Source organism: Paenibacillus sp. TY11 (assembly GCF_059772165.1).
Genome location: NZ_JCBAIQ010000003.1, coordinates 332,047 through 358,113 on the forward strand (window position 1 = coordinate 332,047; position 26,067 = coordinate 358,113).

Below are 26,067 nucleotides of genomic sequence, written 5' to 3' on the forward strand. Positions count from 1 at the left end.
TTGGGGCAGCCGCGCTGGGCTTCCAGTTACAACTTGAGCGTAAAGCTTTGTGTCACAGGCTTGCTCAGCTCGTCATAATCCCGTAGCTGTATGGTGAACGTATACGTCTTGTTCGCTGCTTCGCTGTCTGCCGTGCCGCTGATCGTTCCTGTGAAGCGATCCAGTTTGAAGCCTGCGGGCAGCTGACCACGCGTTACCGTCCAATCGTAAAACGGTACGCCTCCCTTGGCCTCCAGCTTGGCCGTGTACGCCTTCCCTTTAACGGGTGCTGGCAATTCCTTCGTCATGATTTCTGGCGCGAGGAAAAGAGTCAGGTCTTTACGCAGCGGCCAGCCTGCTTTTTCTGCTACCAGCAGCGAGAGCTTCGTGTTCATCCAGCGCCGGGTCGGGAACAGATGGCGCCAGCCTCCATTTTGTCCACTCAGTCTGTCGACCTCTGCAAGCTCCCCGGAGAGATGATAACTGTCGTCCAATGCAGCCGGTCTGTGCTGATAAGCCATAATATCCGGGTCATTGCCCGCCGCTTCCTTCAGCGCCTTCACGCCCGGGAACGTGTCGCTGAACACAATCGCATGACCGAATTCATGCATGATCAACCCATGCACATCCGTCACCTTGGACAGATCGGATTGATACCATTCTTCATCGTCCACGGATGTGAATGGAATCGCATCATCATAGAAATCCAGAATCAGACTATACGAACGGTTTAAGTTCCCCGGGACGGTCACGCCGTTACGTGTATGATAATTGCCGTTAGCGGCCGGAAAGCCCGTAGAATAGGGCCCGTTCAGCCCTCTCATAAACACCCACATGCCTTTGTAGGGTTTGTCATTCGTCACCTGTATTTCATTTTGCCAGTCGTCTCCCGGCAGATGGTTTACCTCCGCGTTGGCAGGAACCTCATCGAAAGGAGCCAGATCAAAGAAATAGAACCAGTCCTTTACCGCCAGCTCTGCAGCTTTTTTGGTAGCCGCATCATTGAAATAAGGCATGATCGTATCGAATCTATAGTCAAAATGGAGCGGGACTGTGGGCTCTTTATTATCGTCCTGATCCAACACGCGAATCGGAATGGACTGAGTAGTCGTGTGACCATCATTTCCGGCAATGGACATAGACAGCGTATAGTTCTCTATTTCACCGTTTCCTCCAATCCGGTCAGGATGGATGGCCAGCCGGAAATCTTTTTCCTCCTGCGCACTGGCAAAAGTCAGCGTTTTGCTTGCTCCTTGCGCCGACAACGTACTTGGCAAATCCATCATCAGCCGGGACGTGCCCTGCGCATTCAGCGTAACCGTCACTGGAAAAGCAGCGTCCGCAGGCGGCTTTACCTTTAACTTTACATACGGATTCGCCAGATACCCTTGCCAATCAACCAGTTCTATACCGTAATCGTTTACCGATCGGCTAAAGATGTCGATAACTTTTGCATCTGATTCCGGCTCGGCATAAGCCTGTTGACTCGGAATAGCTGGTGTCAAAGCAACGATGAGAGAAACCGCCAGCGCGGTTAGCCATATTTTCGCATGTCTTTTTTGCGTGTTCATTCGATCCCTCCATATCGTTTTTCGGATGACTTGCAGACCAGATAAATCGAACTGGAAAGTTACAATATTAAAGTAAAAAGTATCCTTACAATAAAAGCAGCTCCTTCGGTGAGGAAGTCAGTACCTGTACACCGTCATTCGTGATTAACACATCATCCTCAATACGAACCCCGCCGAAGCCTGGAATATAAATGCCCGGTTCCACGGTAATGACATGACCCGGTACGAGCACCGACTTACTTTCGCGGGACAGCCTTACCTGCTCATGAATCTCGAGACCAAAGCTGTGACCCAGCCCGTGACCAAACTGCTCCCCATAGCCATAGGAGGCAATCACATCCCGTCCCAGACTGTCCCCCTCCCGACCACTTAGTCCGGGACGAAGTCCTGCAATCGTCTTCATATTCGCTTCCAGTACAATGGCATACAATTCCTCATGTCGTTTTGAGGGCTGGCCCACGAATACGGTACGCGTGATATCCGACAGATAACCACGCACATTTGCGCCAAAATCCATCGTGACGAACTCATTCTGACCAATTTTCTTGTCACTAGCCAGTCCGTGCGGCAGCGCCGAGCGCTCACCTGAAGCGACAATGAATGCAAAACCACCCGATTCCGCGCCTCCGAGCCGGAGCTGGTATTCCAGCTCTGCCGCAATCCGCCGCTCTGTAACCCCAGGCTGAATATAATTTAGCACCTCCGTGAAGGCGGCATCCGTAATACGCGTTGCCTCACTTATGGTCCGAATCTCTTCTTCGTCCTTCACAGCGCGCAACCGTTCAATTACATCCTCCATTTGCACGTACTCCAATGAGCCTAGCGCGGCTTGAAGCTGTCCCGACTGTTGAAGTGAGACATGACGGCTCTCCAAACCTAGCCTGTGGACACCCAATTTACTTGTGAGATCAGCGACGGTTTGGAAGATTTGCGCCTCATGCCGAATCACTGAATATTCCACTGCCTGATCTGTTGCCTGCATCATATAGCGGAAATCCGTCACCAAAAAAGCCTCTTCCTTCGTAACAAGCGCGATTCCAGCCGAGCCTGTAAATCCGGTCATATAACGTCGATTGGGTCCATGTGTAATAAGCAGTGCATCTATCCCTAGAGCCGGGAATTCCGAGCGTAATCGGGCCAGTCTGCCCGGAACACCCTGTAACGGTTTTGCCGAACCGATGGGTTTATCCAAAGCTACAGCCGCCGCCTCCTGATCTTCCTTTTGCGTAGCTTTGCTTCCCGAAACTTTCGCATTTTGAATGCCTTCCTCTTTCACTCGTACGCCTCCTTATTCCACATTTCTTTTCAAGGCATATGCCTTAGAACACACACTCCACTTGCTTTTGAACACATGTATGCTCTTCTCGCTGCCGCTTTCCCGTAAGTCCTGCGCCCACTCCTCCTGCTCTTTTTTCAAGTGTATCCGTGCGCTCCTGCCTTCCTTTTAGCCTTTGATCCCTGTCAATGTGATGCCTTCAATAAAATAGCGTTGTCCGATAAAAAATATCAGGACGATCGGAGCCAAAATCGTGCTGGAAGCTGCCATCAGGTAAGGCCAGTTCGTATTATTCAGCCCCCGAAAGGTCGCTAGCCCCAGCGCTAATGTAAAATGCTTTTCGTCACTCAAATAAATAATCGGACCCAAAAAATCGTTCCACACATCAATAAAAGTAAATATCCCGATCACGATCAGTGCGGGCGAAGATAAAGGAATAATGACACGCCATAGTACCGTTAGAGGTGTGCCTCCGTCCATATAAGCTGCTTCGTCCAGATCGCGTGGGATCGTCAGCATGAATTGTCGCATCAAGAAGATGTTAAACGCCCCTCCACCGAACCATGCAGGAACAATCAGCGGCAGAAATGTATTCAGCCCGCCCAGCTCACGCCACATGACGAAAGTGGGAATCAGCGTCACCGCATAAGGTAGCATCATCGACCCGATTAGCAGGGAAAAGATCAGATTACGTCCAGGCCAGCGCAGGCGGGCAAAGGTAAACGCCGATATAATTGAAGTCAGCATCACTCCTGCCAGCACACACACCTCAATGATGAACGTATTCATAAAATACCTGCCGAACGGTACCGAAGTCAGCGCTTCCGGGTAATTGCTCCATTGAAAAGGAGAGGGTATCCACTCTGGCGGGAACACGAAAATTTGGGATGTCCCCATCAGAGAGCTACGAATGAGCCATACAAATGGCAACAGCATTAAAACACTGCCTATAATTAAAACGATATACAGTACAACACGGCTCATTTGGAATGGCTTGGCACGGGTGGCGGTAGCAGGACTGCGGGAGCGTTCAGGCTGTGGCAGCGGATGTTGCGGTGTTTCTGAAGGATTGACAGAAGAAGTGGCCTGGTTCATGAACGTTCCCCCCCTTCATAGTGAACCCACTTTTTGGACGTGGAGAAAATCAGGACAGTTAGCACCATGATGACGAAAAATAAAATCCAGGCCAGCGCTGAGGCGTAGCCGATTTTAGTCTCCGTAAAGGCCGTACGCCACAAGTAGAACACATAAAACAGGGTTGAGTTGTTAGGTCCCCCGTTGGTCATGACATACGCCTGATTGAATGCCTGAAAGGTACTGATCAAAGACATCACCAGATTGAAGAAAATGGTCGGTGTCATCGAAGGAATGGTAATGTGGAAAAATTTATGCCACCTATTCCCGCCATCCACCTCAGCTGCTTCATACAGATGGGTGGGAACCGACTGAAGTCCCGCCAAAAAGATAATGACCGTGTTCCCGATCCCCCAGGTGCTCATCATGATCAGCGAGGGTATTGCAGTGCTCTCGTCATAAATCCATTTGCTCCCCGGCAGTCCAACGCTCTCCAGCAGCGAATTTAACAGACCAAAATCCGGGTTGAACATCCACAGCCACAGCATCGTGTTGGCAATACTCGGTACAATGGTAGGTAAATAATAAATCGTGCGGAACACCGACAAACCCTTTACCTTTTGATTTAATAACATCGCAATGATAAAAGCCGCCGCCAAGCCGAGAGGCACGCTGCCCAGTGCATAATACGTGGTCACGAACATAGATTGGGAAAAGGTAGCATCCTCGGTCAAAATGGTTCGGTAATTATCCAATCCAATAAAGGTCATCTGTCCACCAATCGTCCAATCGGTTAAGCTGAATACGAACGAGGCCGCGATCGGTCCAATCGTAAATATCATTAATCCCAGGATGGCAGGAAGCGCGAATAGCAGACCCCAGTTTCGCTCCATGCGCATCATTCCTGATTTTGGTCGCTTCATGGGCCGTCCTCCTTTCGCAGCTGTCCTGCCGCATTATTCATCCGGGTATACTCCTTGAAGCAATGGCTGAATGATGGGTTCCAGCTCATCCAGCGCCTGCTGCGGCGTCTTCTTGTTCGTCCAGATCAGATCCAGCCCCGGGGTCAGCTTGGAACCGATATCAGGCCAGTTGCGAAGGGTAGAAGTTGACGGCTTGATTGCATAATCTCTGGCATACTCGATGCCTGCCTTCTGAAATTCCGGTGGATGTGCAGCATTATTCGTCCATGACTGGATGGCCTGCTCATCGGTATAATATTTTTCCTCGATAGGCATCCACAGACCGGACTTGAACAAGTCTACCTTTTCGGGATTGTTATGGTACAAATAAAATTCGAGCGCTTCCTTCGGATGTTTGGTGCTCTGGAAAATGACCGTGGCTCCCGCAACGATCATCGTCTTGGGCTCTTTTAGCTTTGGCAGAACGCCGATACTCCATTGCAGTTGCTTATTGTTCGAAAAATCGAGCAGGGACCATGTCCCGTCCACCACCATGGCGACTTTTCTCGTCTGAAGCCGAATCGTGTTGGACGGCATGTCCTGCTGCTGGATCAAATCAGGAGAAACATGCTCCTTGAAAACCAGATCCTGCAGCTTCTGAAAAACCTCCACCGACTCAGGACTGTTCAGGGTGTACTTCTTGCCTGTTTTGTCGGTCAAACCTCCGCCATTACTCGCCAAAAGCGGTCCCCAGGAGCTGCGGTCGTTGCCGAAGGCAAAGCCGTATTGCACAATACTTTTCGGATCAAATCCGCTGTCCCCCGGATGCTTGCCGTTCTGATCCTTGGTCAGCTTTTTGGCAATTTCCAGAAATTCATCCCATGTCCACGCTTTTTGAGGATCAGCCGGAGGGACGGGTACCCCTGCTTCTGTAAACAACTCCTTGTTGTAAAATAACTGCATCACTTCCAATGCGGTGTAATTGCCGATAGACTTGCCGGGTTCGCTATAGAGATAGGAGGATTTGAGCTTGTTTTTTAATTCGGGATATTCGTCATAATAGGAGGATAAATCCAGGAGTCTGCCTTCACTTGCCCACTTCATCGTGAGCGAATCGCCCAGGTAGGCGATATCAGGAAGCTGATTGGCAGCCATTAACGTGTTAATTTTCGTCGTATAGTCACCAGGGACATGCTCGCCCTTCACTCGGATGTTCGGGTGGGATGCATTAAAGCTTTGAATCATTTTTTCCATCGCCTGCTTCTCGTCATTACTTCCCCAGTACATGAACTTGAGTTCGACCGCATTGGGGTTAACCGGTTCGCCAGCGTTACCACTGCAAGCCGTCAGCCCTGTCAACATCGCAGCCATCACGAGAGCCATCCATGTCCGTAACCTTCGTTTCAGCAAATCAACCGGCCCCTTCCTGAACTGGTTTCTCCTTACAAGCCTATTATGCGCCGAGAGCCTAGAGCCGACCACCCAACGACTCCAGACTCTCTTTGTTTTGGTATGATTTTTTTAACAGCGCGTTTACAAAAATGTTTTACGAAACTCCGTCGGGGTCAGTCCGGTATGCTTTTTGAAGGCAATGCTAAAATAGTTCGTATCTGCGAATCCCACAATCTCTGCCACCTCCGCCACCTTGCGATTGGGGTCCAGCAGCAGTTCTCGGGCTCGCTCGAAGCGAACTCGCGTCTGGTAGTCGGCGAAGCTTTCACCTGTAACCTGCTTGAAACGGGCACTCAAATATTTGGGGCTCATATTCATGTAAGCCGCAAGATGGTTCAGACCGCCATCCTCCTGAAGATGCTCACGAATCCATTCCTTGGCCCGTTGGAATTTGCGCGGAATCCCCTTCTCACGCGATTCCCGGACGTGGCGACCCACCCGGACAAAATAGCGCGATACATAGTCAATCATCTCGGGCCCATGCCGTAATCGGGACAGCTCCAACAACGGGTCCTGCTCCTGTATGGACGTTTGTCCTACAGATGCATCGCTCTGAACGATCCGCATGACGAACAGAACAAGCTGAGTGACGATCATTTTTACCTGCTTGACGGGCAACCCTGCCAATTGTCCTGACCATTCCTGTAAAATCGCATGTACGGCAGCATCATTGCCAGCTCGAATTTCCGTAATCATCAGCAGTTCCTTCTCCAGCAAATGACTGCTGTTCGACTCGGTCGCCTGAATGCTCTCATAGGGGATGATCTGGCTATAGCCCACCCAACCTCGATGCTCCGCCGCCTGCACAGCTTCCTCATATGCTTCGGGAAGTTGCTCCATCCGTTCTACGGGACGGCTAATCCCGATGGATACCGACCGGTTCAATCGTTCCTGCACTGCCTGCCGGATCTGCTGTGCCGTCCGCTCCGCCGCCCTGCAAGATGCTGCCGCCAGCAGCACAACACGCCGATCGCGGGAAACTGCCGCTCCGTGCGCCTTCGCCCCGGCTGCTGCCGCAGCTTCCCAAGCCAACTCGACGAATACATGGCTGCTTCTATGCATGGAACCCTGCGGCTCGCTAGTGGCAGCTGCTGCTTCCTGCTGCGAGGCTTCCTCCAGCTCGCAGCACAGCACGGTATAAGGCGGCCCACTCGTCTCGCCGAAAAACTCCAGCTCGTCCATCTCTCGAATGACCTCAGCTGAGGGGCGCCGCTGCTGGAGCAGATCCAGCAGCAGATGCTCCCTGTACAATGGCTCCAATGAACGATGACGGTGAATGGCTTCCTCCTCGCTTCTTCTCCATTGCGCAATGCGATCCTCAGCGCGCCTCAAAGCCGCTTCAAAATCCCCGCTCGTCACCGGCTTGAGCAAATAATCGACCGCTTGAAGCGAAACCGCCTGACGAATGTACGTCATAGATTCGTACCCTGTCAGGAATAATAACGGAGTCTGCTGATCCTTTTCCCGAATGGTTTTTGCTATGTCTAGTCCACTCATATCCGGTAAATTAATATCCAGTAAAATCATGTCCGGTCGCCGCTCCATATACAAACGTAATGCCGTTGCGCCGTCACCCGCCACATCACTGACTTCCACTGACAGGCCACTTTCCGCCACCATCAGCTTCAGTCCTTCCCGAATATGATATTCGTCGTCCACAATCAGCAGCCGGTACATGCCATCCCCCCTTTCTTATTCGGTTCGAATCGGTGCCAGTAAGGTAACCGAGGTATACTGACCCTGCTCGCTTGTCACGGACAGTCCATATTGCGGACCATAGTGTCGAAGACGTTCATGTACATTGCGCAGGCCAAAGCCAATGGCACTCCCCCGCTCAGCATCGAGCGACTTCCGGATATCGTTCAGACGCTCGGCTCCAATACCGCCCCCATCATCACTGACCGTCAAACGCAACGCATCACCTTCCCTTGTACCGGATAACATGATATATCCACGGTCGGTGCGCCCTTTTAAGCCGTGGTAAATGGCATTTTCGACGAGCGGCTGGAGGATAAGTTTGGGTACATAAAACCCGCAAATATCCTCCTCCACCTCGCAAATCCACTCGAACGAATTCCGGAACCTGAACTGCTGCACCCTCACATAGGCGCTTACATGCTCGACTTCCTGCCCCAAACTAATTTGCTCGCGCCCATAACTTAGCGAGATGCGAAAACATTTACCGAAGGCACCGATTACCTCTGCCATATCCCGTTGCCCATTCGCCAATGCCATTCCCTTGAGCGACTCCAACGTATTGTACAAAAAATGTGGATTAATCTGCGCCTGAAGCGCGCGAAACTCCGCTTGCTTACGCGATAGCAACGCTTCGTAAACCTGCCCGTACAGCTCATGATTTTTTTGCATCATATGAAGAAAACGCTCCCCGATCTGCCCTACTTCATCCTTAGGATTAAAAACAACGGGAGTAGGAGCTTCGAAAGCTTTGGCTGAGCCTGTGGGGCTCACACTCCCATCCACCGCCATTAATCGGCTCAACTGAAGCAGAGGCCGACGAATCGTGTCACTCAGCCGATAAGACAGCATCCAGCCCAGCACTAATGCAATCAAAAAGGTCCAGATGCTCCAGGCACCGATTTTCCGCGCATCCTCGAACAGCACGGACTGATCTACTTTTTGCAGCAGCGTCCACTGTCCTTCATTTAACGGGCCGTAGGAGATCATCACCTGGCGCCCGTTCCATGTTCTCCAGTCCTTCGTAAGCACGGGTCTATCCACAGCGGATTTGGCAATCTGTCGCAATAGCGACTTGTCCGCAACGCCCTGCTCCGGCAATCGGTATACAGGCTCGCCCTCCTGATCCAGCACCCACATCTGGGTATTGCCGTCTGTTTCATGAAAAGCAAGCCCCCGAAACAGACTGGCCTTGTCGATTTCCAGCAGTAAAAATCCGAGTGGTGCATAGTCTCCAGTCGTTTTTCGAAGCAGCTTCCCGACATAAATGCGATCCTCCGCCATCCCGCGCCCTGATTCAAACGGCGAATGAGCCATCCACATCATGGGCCGCTCGGCGAGCAGGCGGCGATAGTACACACGTGCTTCCTCTAATGTAGGAAGGCCGCCAAAACGGACTGAAACATTCCCCTGATAGAGAGAATGCTTGAGCCCGCCATTGGCGGCATATATGAGAGAGGACGTGATATACGGCTTGGTCTGGGTTTGCGTACGGACGACCATGCTGAGTGTTTCATCGTTCCGTAAGTATTCATAATCATCTTCCGGCTTGGTCTCCAGCGTGGATTGCACATCAGGATTGCCGAGAATGGCATTGGTCAGATCATTCAAATCAGAGAGCGTCGCATTGACGTAATTTTCACTCATTTGCCGGGATTGCATAGCTAGCGCTTCCGACTTCTCACCAAGTGAATGGGCCGCGATCCGGTAAAAAGTAAAGGTCAGCACCACCATCGGAATGACGGTGAGCACCAGCGTCAATACAATGAATTTCCCACGAATCGTAGGAATCCCGGTAAACTTTTGACGACCACGGCCTCCCATTCATCTGCCTCCCTTACACATAGGCTGGGAGCCATGCCCCGTGCGCTGCGATCAGGTCATCACACAGAGAAACGATATCATCCATGGACAGCTCGGCTGATGTGTGCGGGTCCAGCATAGCGGCGTGATAGATGTGCTCTTTTTTTCCGGTTATCGCTGCTTCAATCGTCAACAGCTGGGTATTAATGTTCGTCCGGTTCAGTGCAGCGCATTGGGGTGGCAAATCCCCGACAAAGGTCGGCGTAACCCCGTTACGATTCACCAGACAAGGTACCTCCACACATGCTTCCTTCGGCAGATTTGTAATTAAACCTGTATTCATCACATTGCCGCCAATGGCAAAAGGCTGATCCGTTTCGATCGCCTCAAATATATAAGAAGCATATTCGTTCGACCGTTCATGGCGCAGATCCTGATTGCCCAAAAGCTCCTCACGCATCGTTTCCCATCGTTCAATCTGGCTCACGCAACGACGCGGGTATTCATCCAAAGGAATATTGAAGCGTTCAATCAGCTCAGGGTATGCCCGTTTGATAAAATACGGATGATACTCCGCGTTATGCTCGGACGATTCTGTAATGTAATAGCCGAATTTCAGCATCATTTCAAAGCGAACCATATCATGATGCTTTTCCTGCTGCTTGGCGGCGGCCCGTTTTTTAATCTCAGGATACAAATCCACACCGTCCTTGCTTACTTCGAGCAGCCACGCCATATGATTGATGCCTGCGATTTTCGCCTTCACACCTTCCTGCTCCAGCCCGAGGCTTTTGAACAGTTCCGGTATACACGCCTGCACGCTATGGCATAGCCCTACCGTACGGACACCGCCATATACGTTCATCACATTCGTCAGCACTGCCATCGGATTCGTGTAGTTGAGAAACCATGCATCCGGGCACACCTCGCGCACATCTGCCGCAAAATCGAGCATCACCGGAATCGTACGTAAATTGCGGAAAATGCCGCCAATGCCGACCGTATCGGCAATCGTTTGGAGCAGACCGTATTTTTTGGGAATTTCAAAATCCGTAATCGTACACGGATCATAGCCGCCCACCTGGATGGCGTTCACCACATATGTCGCTCCACGCAGCGCTTCCTTGCGGTCGGTGTAGGAGCGGATCACACAGGTGCTCCCTGTCGTTTTTTTCAAATTGGATAAAATATTTTCCGAATCTTTCAGCCTTACGGGGTCAATATCGAACAATGCCAGCTCAAAGCCCTGTAAAGCAGGCGTCAACATACAATCGCCAAGCACATTTTTAGCAAATACCGTACTGCCTGCACCCAGAAATGTAATCTTGCTCATACTTTGTCCCCCATTCACATTTTTTGTTCGCAGCTTTGCACTCCAAATGCAAGGATACCCACCGCCACTCTCCCCTTTGCAGGAAGAAAGTGACGATGGGAAATGTTAGGCCATGACTATGCGTTGTTGCCTCCCACTCAGGATCCCCCCGCTGATCTAGCGGAACTGATGGACGGAGCCGGGATGACAGGTGTTAGTGGGGTTGTTGAAGTTGCTGGGGGTACTGGAGTCCCCGGGCTAACCGGAGTTTCCGATTGAACTGCAGCCCCCGCTTCGATGACAATAACTTTCGCAATGGCCTTCAACTCTGTTCCTTCTACATTGCCCTTCAATTCAAATGAACCTGGAGAAGCATATTGTGCAGGATCAATATTTTCCCACTCTACAGCTACCCATTTGGTAGAGCCTTCTCCATACGTTGCTTCCACTACACTTGGCAGTTCCGGTTGTTCACCCACATGAGTCGTTACATTTACTTCTTTTAAAGCGGTGATTTTCTCAGTTGCCGTCAGGCTCTGTGCTGTACCAGAGGCCAGGCCTGCCACCTCGGAAGCATTCAAAGCACGGCTGTAGATACGGAATTCATCCACCAGGCCGTCGAAGTATGGATCAGGGTACTGAGATTTGCCGATAAAGTTATTTTTGGTCTGACCCAGACTGGTAGGATTCAAGGTCAGGTTGGTATTGCGTCCCACTTCTTTTCCATCCACGTACAGGATACCTGTGGAACCCGAAAGCGTGACCGTAACATGCTTCCATACGCCTGTCGGCAGTACTGGGCCTTCAATCGTCTGCTCCTGTCCCTGCCCGTTACCTTGGTTGGTAATGGCAAACAACATGGTATTTCCAGCTTTAGGCGTCAGGAACATATATTCATTCGTCCCGGAGCCGAAGTCAAAAATCCGCACATAATCGTTCAGGCTGTTCGCTTTGACCCAGCCGGATACGGTCAATTGCTGTGCCCGACTGACTATGCCCGCCGGGAGCTGCACATAGCTGTCCTTGCCGTTCAGGCTGACAGCATTGCCTGTTTTACCCGCAGCCCATGCAACGGTTCCCTTAACGGTAGCATCATTGCCGCTGTCTGATGAATCCGCAGCAAGAGCACCGCTTGTTTCGTCAAACTTGTAAACTGCAAGCTGTTCAGGTAACGGTGCCGCCGGTTCAGCTATTACCGTAACTTTAGCGTCCGCTGTCAACTGGGAATCGCTAGCTGTTAGCTTGAATATATACGTTCCTGATTCGGAAACGTCCACCTTCGTACGTAGTGTTGTTTTGCTGCTGAATGTAACCTTCGCGTTCTGTGGTCCTTCAACCAGACTCCACTCGCTCGTCACCTTACCTTGTGGAAGTCCATCATCCGTGGCCGTGCCTTTCAGAATGATCTGATCCGGCAGCTTTACCTTGGAAGTTTTACCTGCATCTACGACAGGCGCTTTGTTCGGATCAGGTGTGGTCGGTGTTAGCTCTACCGTGTAGGAGGATGCTGTTCCAATTTCCAATTTAAGCTTGTTGGAAGGCGCATACGCATTAAATTTACCTTGCGATTGCCCGCCCACTTTAACCAAATACGTTCCTTTCTTCAAGCCATCGAATGTAACGTACGTGGAATGGGCTTGGCCCGGCGTTTGATTTTTCAGTTGGAACCATACATAATCCTTGGATGTTGCCAGCTTGGCTTCTGTATATTGATCCTTCTCCAGCTCGATATACAGCTTTTCTGTGATCAGATTGACCCGTTTGAACAGGCCGTCCAGCGGCTTGATCGTATACACGTTACCGCTTTTGCTCACCTCTGCACCGTAGCCCGTCAATCCGAAAATGGGATCCATCGCGATATCGGCGCTTAACGTTTTGAGCGCACCAAACAATCCGAGGTCAGCCTCACCGCTCATGCCGCGCCAGCCGTTAAAGAGCGGAACATTTTTACCGCCGCCGGTGCCGTTCGTTCCGTTATTGCCTTTTTCCGCTTGATACGTCCATGCGACCGCCCCGATGTTCTCAGGGTCCGAGCTGATTTGTCCGGAGTTAATCGCTCCGACATTGGCAATTTTAGCAGCATAGGACAGCCGTTGTTGTTCCTCACGGTGATTGTCCTCATGATGCCGTATCCAGTCATCCATCGCATATCCCGCAAGCGAAGTCGTGTACTGGAAGTTAAACCAGTTCTCCCCGGTAATCGTCACCGGATCGGTATAGTAGTACCATACCGGCATATGACCGCGTGACGCACGGGTTTTGGCATTAATTTTACTCATCATTTCCAGGGCTTTATTTTGCTCGCCTTCTGTATCTATATTCTGCTTGGCTAACGTATATACAGCCTCTTCCCCTGTATTGTCATAGCTGTATTCAGAGCCGTAAGGATACTTTGTATTTTTAAAATTGTTATATTTGCGATCCATTTTTTCTTTGAGATCGTTCGCTTCATCATCATAGCCTTCATCATGAAGTGCCTGAATAATATCCGGCGTGGTCAGTTCGCCCATCAGGCCCGTTTCCCAGTTGTACGCGACTGGTCCTTCATACAACGCTTTGAAAATGTTATACGCCCGCAGCAGATATGTTTCCTTCGGATGTTTGTAAGTCACAAGATCCGGGTATTCCTTCGCAATCTTGTACATGCTGAAATACGTGTTGTATACATGCGGATACGCATACCCTCGATAGGTCGGTGTATCGTTCGGTTCCGGCATCAAGAAATCATGAATTAAATAATCCTCATGATGTCCGTTCATCAGATTCGTCCAGATCGCCGTCTCCAAATAATCGTCTACTGCCCGCACCTCTTTGGCGACTGGAGACAGTGTATTTTTCTCAGCCAGGAACTGTCCGTGCGTCAGACCCCAGTCATCCCCCCAGCCCCAATAACCATTGAAAATGTTGCGTTTGGATTTGGTGTGCATCATCCAATCGTCAAAGACTTTATCACGCAGATCCCCCGGCACATTCCACTGGGTTTTATCGACCATAAATGTAGCGTGCCGTTGCAGCGCCTGATCAATCGGCTCGATGGCATAGAATTGTAAAACCGTTTTGTTGCCGTTGCCGTATTCTACCGTTATGAAGTTCGGGCCCAGCTTAGTAAATTTCAGCTCATAAATGTGGTGCCCACCAGCCTTGCTATCCGTCTGTGGAATGACGGTTCCATCTGGATAGGTCACTTTGCTGATCGCCTGCTTGGAGCGCAGGTCCACCTTCGCCTTTTGATTCGTAGGCACGATCATGCCCGGTACAACCGTAGTATCCACCAAGTTTTCTTGGTACAACGTATCTTTTACATCATGCTCGTCCTTCACCGCCAGAAATTTAAAACCATAATTGCGGCTTTGACCGGGATTCAGGATCAAGCTGGTGTTGGGTAAATATCCACGGTTTGTGGACTTAATTACATTGGAATGAATATAAAATACATTCAACCCCTCCAGCCATTTTCCTTCGTTGGCCGGGTTCCAGGCCCATTTACTGCCTGGATGTTCCTCATCCCGCCAGTGATCCTGATACTCAAAACCTGCACCTGTTGAGGAGTCAGGAATCAGTAGCAATGAAGAACCAATGCCGCTGGGACGTCCAGCTGTAATATAGGAGCTGTTATTGCCGACAAAGGAATGCGTCACGACTCTGGTTTCGTAAATCGCATCACCGTTGGTCCACTGCTCATTAAAAGGCAGAGGCAGACCGAAATCGCCAATCTCCAATTTTTTGCCACTTGTATTCTGTACCTGTATATTCCACAGCACCGAACCATTCGACTCTGCCGAATACGTTTCAATGACTTTAAAATTGCGTATGCCTTCTGCGTTACTTGAATTCTCGTACGTGACCGTGACACGGTTGCCACTGGTCGTGATCTTACGTGCATCTGCCGACTTGTTCGTCCATGCCTTCGTCCAGCTGCCTCCATCCAGTCGGTACGTGAACATCAGCTCCCCCAGCCATTGGTGATCTGCGGTGTTCTGCTCAGGTGTCACCGTTGCGTTCATCACGTACTCTGTCGGGAAAGCATCTCCCTTGATACGGATGGATGAAATTTCGCCATGCTCGCCTGTCTGAATCGTCAGCTTGTCATTGGATAGTTCATGGGCCTCTGCCATATGCGTCCCAAACAGCACAGACACAGCAGTTGAAAACAAAAATGCCGCCAATATTCCCTTAAATTTCATCAACACGGCCTCCTTTTGGATCTTGGGGTCCTGATTTGCTTGCCAATCACCTGAAGTCTCTTCATTTCGCCGCAACCTCCTTGGAAATGTAAGCGTTACAACTCCATTGTACAAATCCTTGTCCATTGGTAAAATCAACATTTTCAACCGATTTATATAGGATTTCAACCTGAATGGGGACAGAGTTACGGTGGGGAGAGGAGCGCTACGCGTGCAGATTGTTCTTCCGATCGCTGTTGTAACGGGATTTTTTTATTTAGAATAGGAATTTTAAGGTGAAAATCAGAGGATAGCTTATGCTTACGATACGAGCTTTCCTTCGGAAAGCTTTTAGCCGAACGCTTACGCTTCTTCAGAACAATTCTGCCCGTTCCGCTGACCAACCGCCGTAAAGTCATCGCCCTTTTTTGGGAATTGAGGCGGTAGTGGAACTGCAAAGGACAGAGTAACAAGGAGGAATAGAACAAGTCGAACACATCAACTCAAAAGGAATGGAGTATATCATGGTCATAAACAAGCGAGAATTTTATGGAAATGGGCTGCATCCATACCGTTAGATCGGCAATCAACAAAGATGTGGCAGATTGATCTGAATTAAGATTACAGATTGATGGAGAGACAGAAAATTTAGATAGAGAGCAAGTCCGGAAAATGGCGCTTAGCAAACGTGGCCGTTCTCGTCTCCGTCGTTTCCTCTATCTCATGACGATGTGTATGGTCATCCGAGCTTTGCATCACTTCAACGTTGAAGCAAAGAAGCTTAAGAAAATGAAATCCATCATGGGAGTGAGAATCGCGAGGGCGAAGTGGAGAGGTGTATATATGGAATAATATGGGTGATACTACAATTCCCAGCTACCGCCTCCGCCCTTTTAATACTTTACCTTATAGATATTTACACTGATTAAACTCACCCAATAGGTGTTCCATCAGATAGTATAATATCCGGTTTCAATAGAACTACATCCCCCTTCTCGGGTATTCCCCCAAGGACTAATACCTCTGATTTAAAGCCTGCTATACGTCGAGGAGGAAAGTTGACTATACCTATTATTTGTTCACCTATAATTTCTTCAGCTGTATACCTTTTTGTGATTTGGGCACTCGATGTTTTAATTCCGATATCTTGTCCAAAATCAATTTCAAGTTTAATAGCAGGTACTTTTGCTTCTGCAAAAAACTCAGCTTTTATAATTGTTCCAACACGAATATCGAGTTGCAAAAAATCATCAATCGTTGCCATTTTAACATTCTCCCTCTCCTACTGCTTTTTTAAATTTCGCAAATAATCAGTTACATTTTTATGTTTAACAACTGCATAGTTTAAAGATTTTGCCCAAAAATACATCCCCATACCGAATAAAGTCATTATTCCGCCTGTGAATTGAGATATAGAGATTGTTTCACTTAAGAATACGTAGGCAAGAATGATGGCTAAAACAGGCTCTCCAATAATACCTACAGAAACAGTAGTTGCACCTATAGATTTTAACAACAGATTAAAAATATACTGCCCAAAAATAGTTGGGATTACTGCAAGTAAAAAGAAATATGTCCAATCCGAAGAGTCATATTCTATCAATGTGATATTATTTAACAAACTGTAGACTAGCATGACGCTCCCACCTAGAAAAAAAACAATAACACTGTATAAATTTGTGTCTATTTTGTGACTTACTTTTTGTCCTGCCAGCATATATGCTGAGACCAAGATTGTTCCTAATAAGGATAATCCATCTCCTATTAACGCCTCCCGCGAAACCCCGATGTCTCCCCAAGCTATAATTACTGAACCTAAAAGAGCAGCAATCAAACAAAGAATTGTTAATATGTTAGTTCGTTCTCTAAACATAAAATATGAACCAATCATTACAAATAAAGGTTGTAATGATAAGATGACCATGGAACTCGCAACTGAGGTATATACTAAAGATTCCATCCAAAATAAGAAGTATAACCCGAGAAATAGACCAGCTAAAAAAACGGTACTCCAATCTTTTTTGTTCATCTCTGAGGATCGGAGAGTTTTCCAAGGTACAAAAGGAAGCATAATGATTACTGATATATACAATCTGTACATCCCAGCCACAGAGGTTGGAGTATCTGAGGATTTTATCATGATGGATGAGATAGAAACAGACAGTATGCTGATTAAAAGCAAAACATACGGATGAAACGGTAACGACGATTGATTTAATTTCACATGTACGCCTCCAAGATGTCTTATCCAATCGTCTGTGCACAGGATTGTAATGATAAGCCGAAGATCTGATATAATAATATCACCATTTTTATTTTATTTGTGTAACTATATCCTTAATTTATATAGAAATATCGTCATCAGAAAGGACTTCGCTAAAATGGAAAAACAATTGCACGAGACCATTTTATATCCCGATGTTTCATTTCCATACATCATGTACACCCATACTATTCATAGAAGTATTCCTGAAGGTAGAGGATTTAACGATTTACATTGGCATGAGGAACTACAAATCACTTTGGTTACTAAAGGAAAACTAGTTATACAAGTTAATGGGATTGATCATGAATTAGAAACAGGTCAGGCAATTTTAATTAATAGGGGCATCCTTCATGTTACTACGAACCTGACACATAACGGTCAATATGTCAGTTTTAATTTTCCTGAGAAGCTGCTGGCCTTCTACGCAGATAGTGCCATGGAAAAAAATTATGTACTACCTTATACAAACTCTTCCTTAGTGTCACTAGTAATTAAGGGAGAAGTTGAATGGGAAAGTCATGTACTAGAAATGCTTTGGGATATGAAAAAGAAATTTGATATGAAAAAAAACTGGGGGTGGGAATATGAGGTTTCTATCAAAACTGTACAATTATGGTTTACCTTAATTTCTAACATTTCGCTCTCTTCTGAGGAAGCACCTAAATACTTAAAGCTGCAACAAGAAAGACTTCAATTAATGCTCAGCTTCATCCATCAGAACTACTCAAATAATATAACACTGCAAGAGATTGCTGATGTAGCACATCTAAGTGTTTCGGAATGTACTCGGAGTTTTAAGAGAACAATTCATATGACACCTTACGACTACTTAATTAAGTACCGTATCAAGAAAAGCAGCGAGTTATTAATCTCAACAGATTATACAATAACCGAAATAGCCCACAGAGTGGGCTTTAATGATGCAAATCACTTCATTCAGTCATTTAAAAAACGTCATAAAAAAACCCCCAGAGAATTCCGGAAATTTACCATTGATTAAGGAGTGAAGTACCAAAGGTATAATGCCATTTAGTTCAAAAAGGCAGCCAATCTGTCGGTAGACTGTTAAGCTACGCTATAGTGTCCCGTTATCTTAATACCTGCCCCTTCCACGACTATATGTAGGTTTTGTTCTGTTATAACGCCAGTAATTAATTCAGCAACTAAAAAAACGGTCATCCTAAAATAGGACAACCGCTTTTTGTAAATCAGGAACCAACTTTAATGTAACTGAACAAACACTCAGGAGAGTTGCATAAAAAGGAAATTGTAGAGCTTATCAAACAAAACTGTTATCCTCCTAATACTAATAATGAGACTTTCTTTGCTATTATCTCTTGGTCAAATGATACTTTCCCAGAAGTCCATACACCAGCTTCAAGGATGATGTTGGCATAAATCGGTACATAAAAACTCTTCTCTGTGTCTGTATATATGATTTCTAAACTTTTGGATAAATATTTTTTCAACTCAATTAACATTTTGGCTTTCAATTGCGGAATTAAACTTAAATAACTGCGGCGACATTGAATATTCGGTTGTTGATGATAGTCGCATACGGCTAGAACGAGTTGATATATGCTTTCTTTATCGAATTTTATGTCGCAGATGTCACGGATTTGGCAGCTCTAAAAGAAGCGTTACAAGCTGCTAAAAAAGATTTCGGTCGTATTGATGTACTCGAATTTAGCCCTTATGCAGGACCGGATAAATTCAGACATGTTTTAGAAACCACGCCTGGAAAGGTCTTAGAACAAGTAAATGGCTATCTGTTGCCTGCAATTCTTGCCGTCAACGAAGTAGTACCAGAGATGATTAAAAATGCATCAGGGGCGATTCTATTTACAACAGGCTTATCTGCCATGTTTCCATTGCCTTTTATCGGAAATGTTGGAATCGCCATGTCGGGCCTTCGCAACTATGCGACAAACCTGCACAATGAATTAAAAGAAAAAGGCAGATTTGTTGGACATTTATCAATTGGAACCTTCATACAGCCGAGTACAGCAGGTGGTCCTGATTACATTGCAGAAGTTTGGTATGACTTATACGAAAGAAAGAATCGCTTTGAAGAAACATTCCCTAATTAACTTAATATTAGGAGGCTCTCTTCTATAGATTCTATATTTACTGTCTGAATACACCTTATTTATTAACTAAAACGGACAATTCACCTTCAAATACTTTCTCATCCTTGTCATTGAAAGTCGTCAGCATAACAGTAACTATTCCTGTTTCATCCAGTTTCTCTCTAAGTGCAGTTACCTCCACAATTGTATGTAATTTATCTCCCGGATACACAGGTTTTATAAATCTAATATTGTTCATAGCAGTTCCAGCAATGACATCATCACCATAACTACCCGTTTCAACCCAAAGCTTAAATGAAATTGCTAGCGTTTGAATTCCTGAGGCTATGATTCCATTAAATCTTCCCTGCGTTGCTTTATCTTCATCCAAATGCATATATTGTGGGTCAAACTCCGTTGCAAATCTGGTAATATCCTCTTTTGTTAATGTTAAAGACTTGGTTCTAAATAGTTGTCCGATATAAAATTCATGGTACCGCATAAATGTACCTCTCCTCTTGGTCAATTTATCTGCTTTTTTAAGCATATCATTTATTAAGCTAATCTGCCCGTAGGCATATTAAAAAAGAACAAAATTCTGTCCGACGGTTAATACCACAAGTCGATACTCATTTTATTAAAATCTTCTAATTTAATTAGAAGATGGAGAGCAAGGGAAGCATTTATAGATACATCGGGGTTCGAAGGCGAGGGTATTTATTTTAATAGATTCGCTCCTAAGATAGAATTGGGAGTCTGCGTGGTTAATTTTTTGTAGGCTAATGGTGTCATATTCATCGCCTTTCTGAATCTTTCTATAAAATAGCTCGTACTGTTAAATCCAACCTTATAGGCAACTTCTGTAACGTTAGATTCTGATTGTTGCAGTAAGACTAAACTTTTTTGAATTCGATAATCCATTACATAATTTAACGGGGTTATCTTTAACATTCGTTTGAAATATCGGCAGCATTCAGAACGGCTCAATTGACCAGCTCTTGCAATATCATCTAATGTGATTTTTTCAGCGTAATGTAAATATATCCAATTTAACATTTGCTTGATCCGATGACTCTTTATCATTTCCATCTGGTCGTATTCTAATTGAAAACCATTAATGATTAAACTTTTCCAAATTAATGTTAAATGCATGGTGATATCAATTTCAAAGTATGGCGATTTTTGTTGAATACATTGGTTAATTTTCAAAACGGCATCTAAAATGTTTTTCCCCCAAGGCTCATTAGGGTCTATGTATAAATAAGGTAAATTAGTCGCTTGAATATAAGGGGTTACATAGGTTGTGTAAAGCTCTTGCGATAAAACGAAATGGGGAGAAACATTTAAACAGATATAGACGCAACCCGATTCATTCTTTTCTTCCGCCATGTGTAGGCAACCACTATTTATAAATATCCCATCACCTTGTCGTACTATTAGTTTATCTTCATTTATTTGAAAGATTGCTTTCCCTTTTACAATCAGAACAAATTGAATCTCATCATGCCAATGAAGTGGTATATATCCATGTATATTTTGGTTAATCGTTGTTTCGTAACATGCAACCGGTAGTACGACCGTTCGATGCTCAGTTAGTTCTTTTAAGTTTTGGTCAATCATGAAATCTTTTATTTGCAAATCATCACACCCTCAATATATTTATATTTTAACATCAAATATAGGTATAATTAAAAAAAATTTTCACCTATTATAACACTATTATTATATTTCAAGGTGGAGAATATTCATGGATAATTCAGCTAGAAGAACAGGATTATTTCTTGTTATAACAGGAGCTATATTTTGGGGGATTAGTGGCACCGTTTCAAAAAAACTTTTTCAACAATTCACAATCGATATAAATTGGCTTGTAACAACACGTTTGCTCATAGCTGGTGTTTTACTCTTGACCGTTCAATTTTTTGTAAAAGACCATTCGCAAATATGGGGTGTATGGAAAAATAAAAGGAGAGCTTTTCAACTCATTGTCTTCGGTTTGGTTGGTATGCTTTCGGTTCAATATACGTATATGGCATCGATCAAAAGTGGTAATGCTGCTGTTGCAACGCTATTACAGTATTTAGCCCCTATAATGATTATCATCTATTTAATTCTACGGAAACACATTGTCTTAACACGAAAGGATTTGTCAGCTATTATCCTTGCTTTAGTTGGTTGTTTTTTCTTATTAACAAACGGCTCCATTTCGCAACTATCCGTGCCGAAAATCGCAATAGTTTGGGGGATTTTATCAGGAATAGCCCTGGCTTTTTATACCTTGTACGCAATTCCTCTTTTGAAGCAATACGATTCCCTCGTCATAGTTGGTTGGGCTATGATAATCGGCGGTTTCGGATTAAGTTTTATCCATCCACCTTGGCAGATAGACTTTAAAAACTTGACACTAGAAACCTCTTTATATTTAGTATTCGTTATCATATTCGGCACAATGATAGCATTTTGGTTCTATATAGAAAGTTTACAAAGTCTTTCACCAAAAGAAACAAGCCTTCTAGGTAGTTTGGAACCACTAGCTGCCGTTTTAACAACTGTATTTTGGTTAAAAGAGCCTTTTGGATTTTTCCAATGGATTGGTGTAGTATGTATCATCGGACTTATTTTGTTATTGGCATTCAATAAAAAGTCTTCTCCAAATAACCAATCGAAAAAAGATGACAAGCCCCTCAGAGTCAGCTAATTCTGGGGGGGTATTACGGTAAACTTCCGGTTAGCTTAATCTTTTCAGGTATTGTCGTATAGATTTATGTCCAATAAATAATAGGTGACATTACACATGTGTAAGTGATTAACTATTAAGCTCCAAACCGGTAAGAATATTGGCTAGTTCTCGGCGAGCTATCTCATTTAAACCTTGCAGCGGGAGCGGAAGACTCGGATTGTCGGTCAATCCCTGCATTTCCGCCAATGCAGCAACCACGCGCAGACTACCGTACTTTTGAAACATATTCCAAAGAGGGTCTAGGCGGGCGGATTGACTCTCAGCTTCAACAGAACGCCCAGCAAGAGTAGAGCGTGTTATTTTTATACATATATCTGGATACAACCCACCAAGTACAGAGTACCAAGCCTCACATCCTGCATTTAAGCCAACTGTAGCATACGCGTCGCCACTAACCCCTAAAGTGACATCAGGCGGAATATGTGCACGCAACTGTTCCACTCTTTCCCTAGCTGAAACCAAATCCCTAGGGACCCCAGGGATCTTAATCGAACGGACATGTTGTAACCGTGCGATTTTTCCATGCAATTCATCACTGAATCTAAAGTGAGTGGTACTTGGGTTATCATATACACACAAGGGTACGGTAAGAGAATTTGTTACCGTTTCATATAGTGAAAACACCTCGTCCTCGGTTAATTGCTGATATGAGACAGGTGCTAAAAGAACACCATTTGCTCCTGCTTTTTGGGCATCTTCTGCTAATTGGAGCACATCGCGAGTACGTAAAGCACTGATTCCAATCATTACAGGAATCCCCTCCGCGTACTCAATCGCGAGTTGAGTAACACGCAGGCGTTCTTCCCGATTGAGATAAACATAACTGCCAGTCGATCCTAAAACACCGATCGAGTCTACTCTTGCTGAGGTTAAACGTTTGAGCAGTCGTATAAAAGCCTTTTCAGCTATCCCGGACTCATTCATTGGAGTTAGAGGAAATGCAGATAAGCCTGTAAACATAATAAATACACCCTTTCTAGTTGGGATAGATGAAATACTTTAATTACTACTATAAACCTAACACATAAAAAAATTGAAGTTAGCTGAATATCATTTCAGAGAAATGTTATATGAGTGTTTTGGTCATTATAAAATCTATTTGTTCTTCATCACCCATATAGAAAGAGTGGACTCCTGTTTGAACAAACCCCATTTTCTTATAAAAAGCAATAGCATTTTCATTTTGTTCCCATACGCCTAGCCAGATTTTCTTTTTTTTATGTTCCATCGCAATTTCCATAGCTTTATTTAGTAGATATTTACCAAACCCATGTTTTTGAAATTTGTTCTTTATATAAATCCTCTCGATTTCAAGTGATTCATCACCCATTTCTTCAGACTGAGCATCATTGGTATTGACCTTTAAATATCCAGCGACTTCATTGTTAAAATAAACAAAAAAGAATTGTGAAGAAATATTGGATAATTCTTTTTCTAATTGTTCTAAGTTAAATGCCCTTTCCAAATAGGCATTCATGTTTTCGGTTGAATTCTGATGCTTAAATGTATCATTAAATGTTTCATAACTAATTTCTTGAAGTTTGCGTAAATCTTCAAGGGTACACTTTTTTATATTTATAGTCATTTAAATATCGCCCCTTCATATAATTAATATTTTCTCTTGTTTCCCTTTTTTACAAATTCCCAGTCTTTTTCTATATTTTTTCTTACTCTTTGGATAAGATTGAAAATGGTTTCTACTTCCCTTTCGGAAAATCCCTCTAATGCAACGATATTGGAATAATCATTTTCTCTTTTTATAAAAGGATAAACATTACTCCCTTTTTCTGTTGGAAAGAGTTTTTTGATTTTTTTGTTCTGTTTATCTTCTCTCTTTTCAACAAAGCCATTAATTTCAAGTTTTTTTATAGCACGAGCTGCTGTTGTTCGATCTACTTTTATCATCTCAGCTAACTTTTCTTGAATGATTCCTGGGTTTTCACAAATTCGCACAAGGTACAAATACTGCCCTTTTGTAAGGTCATATTCTTTAAATTCTATATTACTTATAGAATCTAATGCCCTTGCTATCATTCCAATTTCACGAAGAATTTCCTTCATAGTTAACTCCTTAGTACATATTTTTGTTGCAAGTGCAATAAAAATGGCATATATTAAACTTAACCTAAACATGTTGCATTTGCAACAAAAAATAATGATGAAGAGGTCGAGTAAAGTGAACTATGTTTTTTATGTATTAGGAATTTTAATATTAACCCTTGGTATTTCGTTCACTATACAATCAGACCTTGGAACTTCACCTTTTGATGCACTTTTGGTAGGACTGTCCATAAATGTGGGGCTTACTGTGGGAAGTTGGGAAATAATAATAGCTTTAATATTAATATGTTGTAATTCATTTTTAAAAAGACAAAAACCAGAAGTTTTGGGGTTGTTAACAGCATTTATAACGGGGATTGGCATTGATATGTGGCTTTTTTTATTGCACAATTTGATAACACCCGAACTATGGTACAGCAAAGTTGTTTGTTTTGGAATCGGCTTAGTTGTTACAGGATTAGGAACTGCAACATATTTACACACAAATTTTGCACCGACTCCAGTTGACCGATTAACATTAATCATACAAGAAATAACTAGAACAAATATATTTTTTTCGAGAACATTCATTTACCTCGTATTCTTGATAATGGCAATGATTTTAAATGGACCCATTGGCGTTGGAACTTTATTAACCGTTTGTTTAGGGGGGCTAATACTTAATTACTTTATGCTATTTACTGAAAAAGTATTAGACCGCATATTAACACATCCTAGTACATCACCAAATTATGATAAAGATAAAAAGCATTCAATATAGAATCCTTTTTATTTTCTTGTTCAACTAACCTGCCCGTAAGCGAAATAAAGAGCAGACTGGAAGCGCCTGCTCAACAATGTGTGATATTCAACTATCGTGTCCCGTAAGTTTAACATTCGCCTGGTGTGCCTTGTTCCGACTATTCTGTACGAACTATACGAAACCCTTGATCGGGACCAAAGCCATTTGCATCGAACCTGCCTCGGAAAGATATCTCGTTGTTGCTGACGTTGCCGATCCAACCTCCACCCTTCACAACCCGGTAGGAACCGCTTTGGCTATCCAAGTCTTCGTACCAGTTCCAGTCTCCAGATAAGTATTTGTCTCCGGCATTTTTCCAATACCATGCGACCTCGTCGGCATTATTGCTTCCGCTGTATGTGTAACCCTTGCTCGCCTGACCTCCGCCTGCAGCATATTCCCACTCCACTTCTGTAGGCAATCGGTAACCGTTAGCTCCCTCATTAATCGTTACTGTCCATTTTATATTATCGTTATCATTCTTATTATTCGGGTCTTTCCTTGTCTATGTTGTAACACGGTTTTAAACCCTCTCGTATACTTCTTTGATTACAGTACTCCACAACGTCATACCAACTCACCATTTCTACCGGCAAACTGTCGCCTACAAATACCGAGGGATTACTTCCCATGACTTCAACCCACTCTTTTTGGGTTATCTCATATTTGCCGATATAAAAGTTCGATAGGGTCACGCTTTTTCCAGAGTTGTTGGACTTGTTGTTCTGAAAATTCCACCTTCCACAAATACAAGGTCATCCTTTTTCTCAGGCTTATCTTGCGAACAAGCGCTGATCACAATCATTGTTGCTATTAAAAGGAACATTAATAGCTTTCTCATTGATAGATCTCCTTTAAGCTGATAGGAAAAATAGTAGGCCGTGATGGCCTGCAACTCGCTTCCAGCAGCGTCGAAGGCCGTT

The 26,067-nt window shown here is 44.9% G+C and carries 21 protein-coding genes and 2 pseudogenes; 5 read left to right on the forward strand and 18 right to left on the reverse strand.

The features are described from left to right. Positions 1-26 precede the first annotated feature (26 nt). From AC6EJC_RS05715 to AC6EJC_RS05760, 10 genes are all read right to left on the reverse strand, one after another. On the reverse strand, positions 27-1,550 hold the full coding sequence (locus AC6EJC_RS05715) for an Ig domain-containing protein (RefSeq protein WP_444953132.1): 1,524 nt from the start codon (positions 1,548-1,550) through the stop codon (positions 27-29). 85 nt (positions 1,551-1,635) lie between these two features. Next, the gene (locus AC6EJC_RS05720) at positions 1,636-2,742 is read right to left on the reverse strand and encodes a M24 family metallopeptidase (protein ID WP_444953179.1); all 1,107 of its coding nucleotides are present in this window, start codon (positions 2,740-2,742) and stop codon (positions 1,636-1,638) included. A gap of 96 nt (positions 2,743-2,838) precedes the next feature. Then, entirely contained in the window at positions 2,839-2,967 is a 129-nt protein-coding gene (locus AC6EJC_RS05725; RefSeq protein WP_444953133.1) for a hypothetical protein, read from the reverse strand. A 27-nt stretch (positions 2,968-2,994) separates the two neighbouring features. After that, complete coding sequence (locus tag AC6EJC_RS05730) at positions 2,995-3,921, reverse strand: carbohydrate ABC transporter permease (protein WP_444953134.1); 927 nt, start codon at positions 3,919-3,921, stop codon at positions 2,995-2,997. Next, complete coding sequence (locus AC6EJC_RS05735; RefSeq protein ID WP_444953135.1) at positions 3,918-4,823, reverse strand: carbohydrate ABC transporter permease; 906 nt, start codon at positions 4,821-4,823, stop codon at positions 3,918-3,920. Before AC6EJC_RS05735 ends, AC6EJC_RS05730 begins: the two co-directional genes overlap by 4 nt. Positions 4,824-4,856: 33 nt before the next feature. Continuing rightward, on the reverse strand, positions 4,857-6,212 hold the full coding sequence (locus tag AC6EJC_RS05740; RefSeq protein ID WP_444953136.1) for an ABC transporter substrate-binding protein: 1,356 nt from the start codon (positions 6,210-6,212) through the stop codon (positions 4,857-4,859). A gap of 123 nt (positions 6,213-6,335) precedes the next feature. After that, positions 6,336-7,931: a response regulator gene (locus tag AC6EJC_RS05745; RefSeq protein ID WP_444953137.1), complete on the reverse strand. Its 1,596-nt coding sequence runs from the start codon at positions 7,929-7,931 to the stop codon at positions 6,336-6,338. A gap of 15 nt (positions 7,932-7,946) precedes the next feature. Further along, complete coding sequence (locus tag AC6EJC_RS05750; RefSeq protein WP_444953138.1) at positions 7,947-9,773, reverse strand: cache domain-containing sensor histidine kinase; 1,827 nt, start codon at positions 9,771-9,773, stop codon at positions 7,947-7,949. 13 nt (positions 9,774-9,786) lie between these two features. Further along, entirely contained in the window at positions 9,787-11,085 is a 1,299-nt protein-coding gene (locus AC6EJC_RS05755; protein ID WP_444953139.1) for an alpha-glucosidase/alpha-galactosidase, read from the reverse strand. A 137-nt stretch (positions 11,086-11,222) separates the two neighbouring features. Then, a complete protein-coding gene (locus tag AC6EJC_RS05760) occupies positions 11,223-15,248 on the reverse strand; it encodes a DUF5695 domain-containing protein (RefSeq protein WP_444953140.1) in 4,026 nt (1,341 codons plus the stop codon). A 648-nt stretch (positions 15,249-15,896) separates the two neighbouring features. Between AC6EJC_RS05760 and AC6EJC_RS05765 the strand changes: the two are divergent. Beyond that, positions 15,897-16,031, forward strand: a pseudogene (locus tag AC6EJC_RS05765) (IS110 family RNA-guided transposase); the annotation flags it as partial. A gap of 127 nt (positions 16,032-16,158) precedes the next feature. Here the strand turns inward: AC6EJC_RS05765 and csaA are convergent. Continuing rightward, positions 16,159-16,491 (reverse strand): chaperone CsaA, encoded by a 333-nt coding sequence (csaA, locus tag AC6EJC_RS05770; RefSeq protein ID WP_444953141.1) that lies wholly within the window; start codon positions 16,489-16,491, stop codon positions 16,159-16,161. An 18-nt stretch (positions 16,492-16,509) separates the two neighbouring features. Further along, complete coding sequence (locus tag AC6EJC_RS05775; RefSeq protein ID WP_444953142.1) at positions 16,510-17,451, reverse strand: DMT family transporter; 942 nt, start codon at positions 17,449-17,451, stop codon at positions 16,510-16,512. Positions 17,452-17,608: 157 nt separating this feature from the next. Between AC6EJC_RS05775 and AC6EJC_RS05780 the strand changes: the two genes are divergently transcribed. Both AC6EJC_RS05780 and AC6EJC_RS05785 read left to right on the forward strand, forming a co-directional pair. Continuing rightward, positions 17,609-18,493: an AraC family transcriptional regulator gene (locus tag AC6EJC_RS05780; RefSeq protein WP_444953143.1), complete on the forward strand. Its 885-nt coding sequence runs from the start codon at positions 17,609-17,611 to the stop codon at positions 18,491-18,493. A gap of 619 nt (positions 18,494-19,112) precedes the next feature. Beyond that, positions 19,113-19,583, forward strand: a complete 471-nt coding sequence (locus tag AC6EJC_RS05785) for an SDR family NAD(P)-dependent oxidoreductase (protein WP_444953144.1) — start codon at positions 19,113-19,115, stop codon at positions 19,581-19,583. 55 nt (positions 19,584-19,638) lie between these two features. Here the strand turns inward: AC6EJC_RS05785 and AC6EJC_RS05790 are convergent, their stop codons facing one another. Then, positions 19,639-20,064, reverse strand: a complete 426-nt coding sequence (locus tag AC6EJC_RS05790; RefSeq protein ID WP_444953145.1) for a MaoC family dehydratase — start codon at positions 20,062-20,064, stop codon at positions 19,639-19,641. A 215-nt stretch (positions 20,065-20,279) separates the two neighbouring features. Continuing rightward, a complete protein-coding gene (locus tag AC6EJC_RS05795) occupies positions 20,280-21,194 on the reverse strand; it encodes an AraC family transcriptional regulator (RefSeq protein WP_444953180.1) in 915 nt (304 codons plus the stop codon). Positions 21,195-21,309: 115 nt separating this feature from the next. On the opposite strand from AC6EJC_RS05795, the gene AC6EJC_RS05800 reads away from it, so the two are divergent. Then, the gene (locus AC6EJC_RS05800; protein WP_444953146.1) at positions 21,310-22,260 is read left to right on the forward strand and encodes a DMT family transporter; all 951 of its coding nucleotides are present in this window, start codon (positions 21,310-21,312) and stop codon (positions 22,258-22,260) included. A gap of 108 nt (positions 22,261-22,368) precedes the next feature. On the opposite strand, the gene AC6EJC_RS05805 is transcribed toward AC6EJC_RS05800, so the two are convergent. From AC6EJC_RS05805 to AC6EJC_RS05815, 3 genes are all read right to left on the reverse strand, one after another. Next, the gene (locus AC6EJC_RS05805; protein WP_444953147.1) at positions 22,369-23,262 is read right to left on the reverse strand and encodes a dihydrodipicolinate synthase family protein; all 894 of its coding nucleotides are present in this window, start codon (positions 23,260-23,262) and stop codon (positions 22,369-22,371) included. 106 nt (positions 23,263-23,368) lie between these two features. Then, a complete protein-coding gene (gene paiA, locus AC6EJC_RS05810) occupies positions 23,369-23,887 on the reverse strand; it encodes a spermidine/spermine N(1)-acetyltransferase (RefSeq protein ID WP_444953148.1) in 519 nt (172 codons plus the stop codon). 23 nt (positions 23,888-23,910) lie between these two features. Beyond that, positions 23,911-24,363 (reverse strand): MarR family winged helix-turn-helix transcriptional regulator, encoded by a 453-nt coding sequence (locus tag AC6EJC_RS05815; protein WP_444953149.1) that lies wholly within the window; start codon positions 24,361-24,363, stop codon positions 23,911-23,913. A gap of 115 nt (positions 24,364-24,478) precedes the next feature. On the opposite strand from AC6EJC_RS05815, the gene AC6EJC_RS05820 reads away from it, so the two are divergent. After that, positions 24,479-25,123 (forward strand): YczE/YyaS/YitT family protein, encoded by a 645-nt coding sequence (locus AC6EJC_RS05820; protein ID WP_444953150.1) that lies wholly within the window; start codon positions 24,479-24,481, stop codon positions 25,121-25,123. Between the two features lie 139 nt (positions 25,124-25,262). Here AC6EJC_RS05820 and AC6EJC_RS05825 read toward each other — a convergent pair. After that, a pseudogene (locus AC6EJC_RS05825) lies at positions 25,263-25,985 on the reverse strand (formylglycine-generating enzyme family protein). Positions 25,986-26,067 lie beyond the last annotated feature (82 nt).

What these genes read in the sequence shown, in the direction of transcription:
- AC6EJC_RS05790 (WP_444953145.1), bottom strand. Translation starts at nt 20,064, where the DNA reads ATGCGGTACCATGAATTTTATATCGGACAACTATTTAGAACCAAGTCT.
- AC6EJC_RS05735 (WP_444953135.1), bottom strand. Translation starts at nt 4,823, where the DNA reads ATGAAGCGACCAAAATCAGGAATGATGCGCATGGAGCGAAACTGGGGT.
- AC6EJC_RS05715 (WP_444953132.1), bottom strand. Translation starts at nt 1,550, where the DNA reads ATGAACACGCAAAAAAGACATGCGAAAATATGGCTAACCGCGCTGGCG.
- AC6EJC_RS05755 (WP_444953139.1), bottom strand. Translation starts at nt 11,085, where the DNA reads ATGAGCAAGATTACATTTCTGGGTGCAGGCAGTACGGTATTTGCTAAA.
- AC6EJC_RS05750 (WP_444953138.1), bottom strand. Translation starts at nt 9,773, where the DNA reads ATGGGAGGCCGTGGTCGTCAAAAGTTTACCGGGATTCCTACGATTCGT.
- AC6EJC_RS05805 (WP_444953147.1), bottom strand. Translation starts at nt 23,262, where the DNA reads ATGTTTACAGGCTTATCTGCATTTCCTCTAACTCCAATGAATGAGTCC.
- AC6EJC_RS05730 (WP_444953134.1), bottom strand. Translation starts at nt 3,921, where the DNA reads ATGAACCAGGCCACTTCTTCTGTCAATCCTTCAGAAACACCGCAACAT.
- AC6EJC_RS05760 (WP_444953140.1), bottom strand. Translation starts at nt 15,248, where the DNA reads ATGAAATTTAAGGGAATATTGGCGGCATTTTTGTTTTCAACTGCTGTG.
- AC6EJC_RS05745 (WP_444953137.1), bottom strand. Translation starts at nt 7,931, where the DNA reads ATGTACCGGCTGCTGATTGTGGACGACGAATATCATATTCGGGAAGGA.
- AC6EJC_RS05800 (WP_444953146.1), top strand. Translation starts at nt 21,310, where the DNA reads ATGGATAATTCAGCTAGAAGAACAGGATTATTTCTTGTTATAACAGGA.
- csaA (WP_444953141.1), bottom strand. Translation starts at nt 16,491, where the DNA reads ATGGCAACGATTGATGATTTTTTGCAACTCGATATTCGTGTTGGAACA.
- paiA (WP_444953148.1), bottom strand. Translation starts at nt 23,887, where the DNA reads ATGACTATAAATATAAAAAAGTGTACCCTTGAAGATTTACGCAAACTT.
- AC6EJC_RS05815 (WP_444953149.1), bottom strand. Translation starts at nt 24,363, where the DNA reads ATGAAGGAAATTCTTCGTGAAATTGGAATGATAGCAAGGGCATTAGAT.
- AC6EJC_RS05780 (WP_444953143.1), top strand. Translation starts at nt 17,609, where the DNA reads ATGGAAAAACAATTGCACGAGACCATTTTATATCCCGATGTTTCATTT.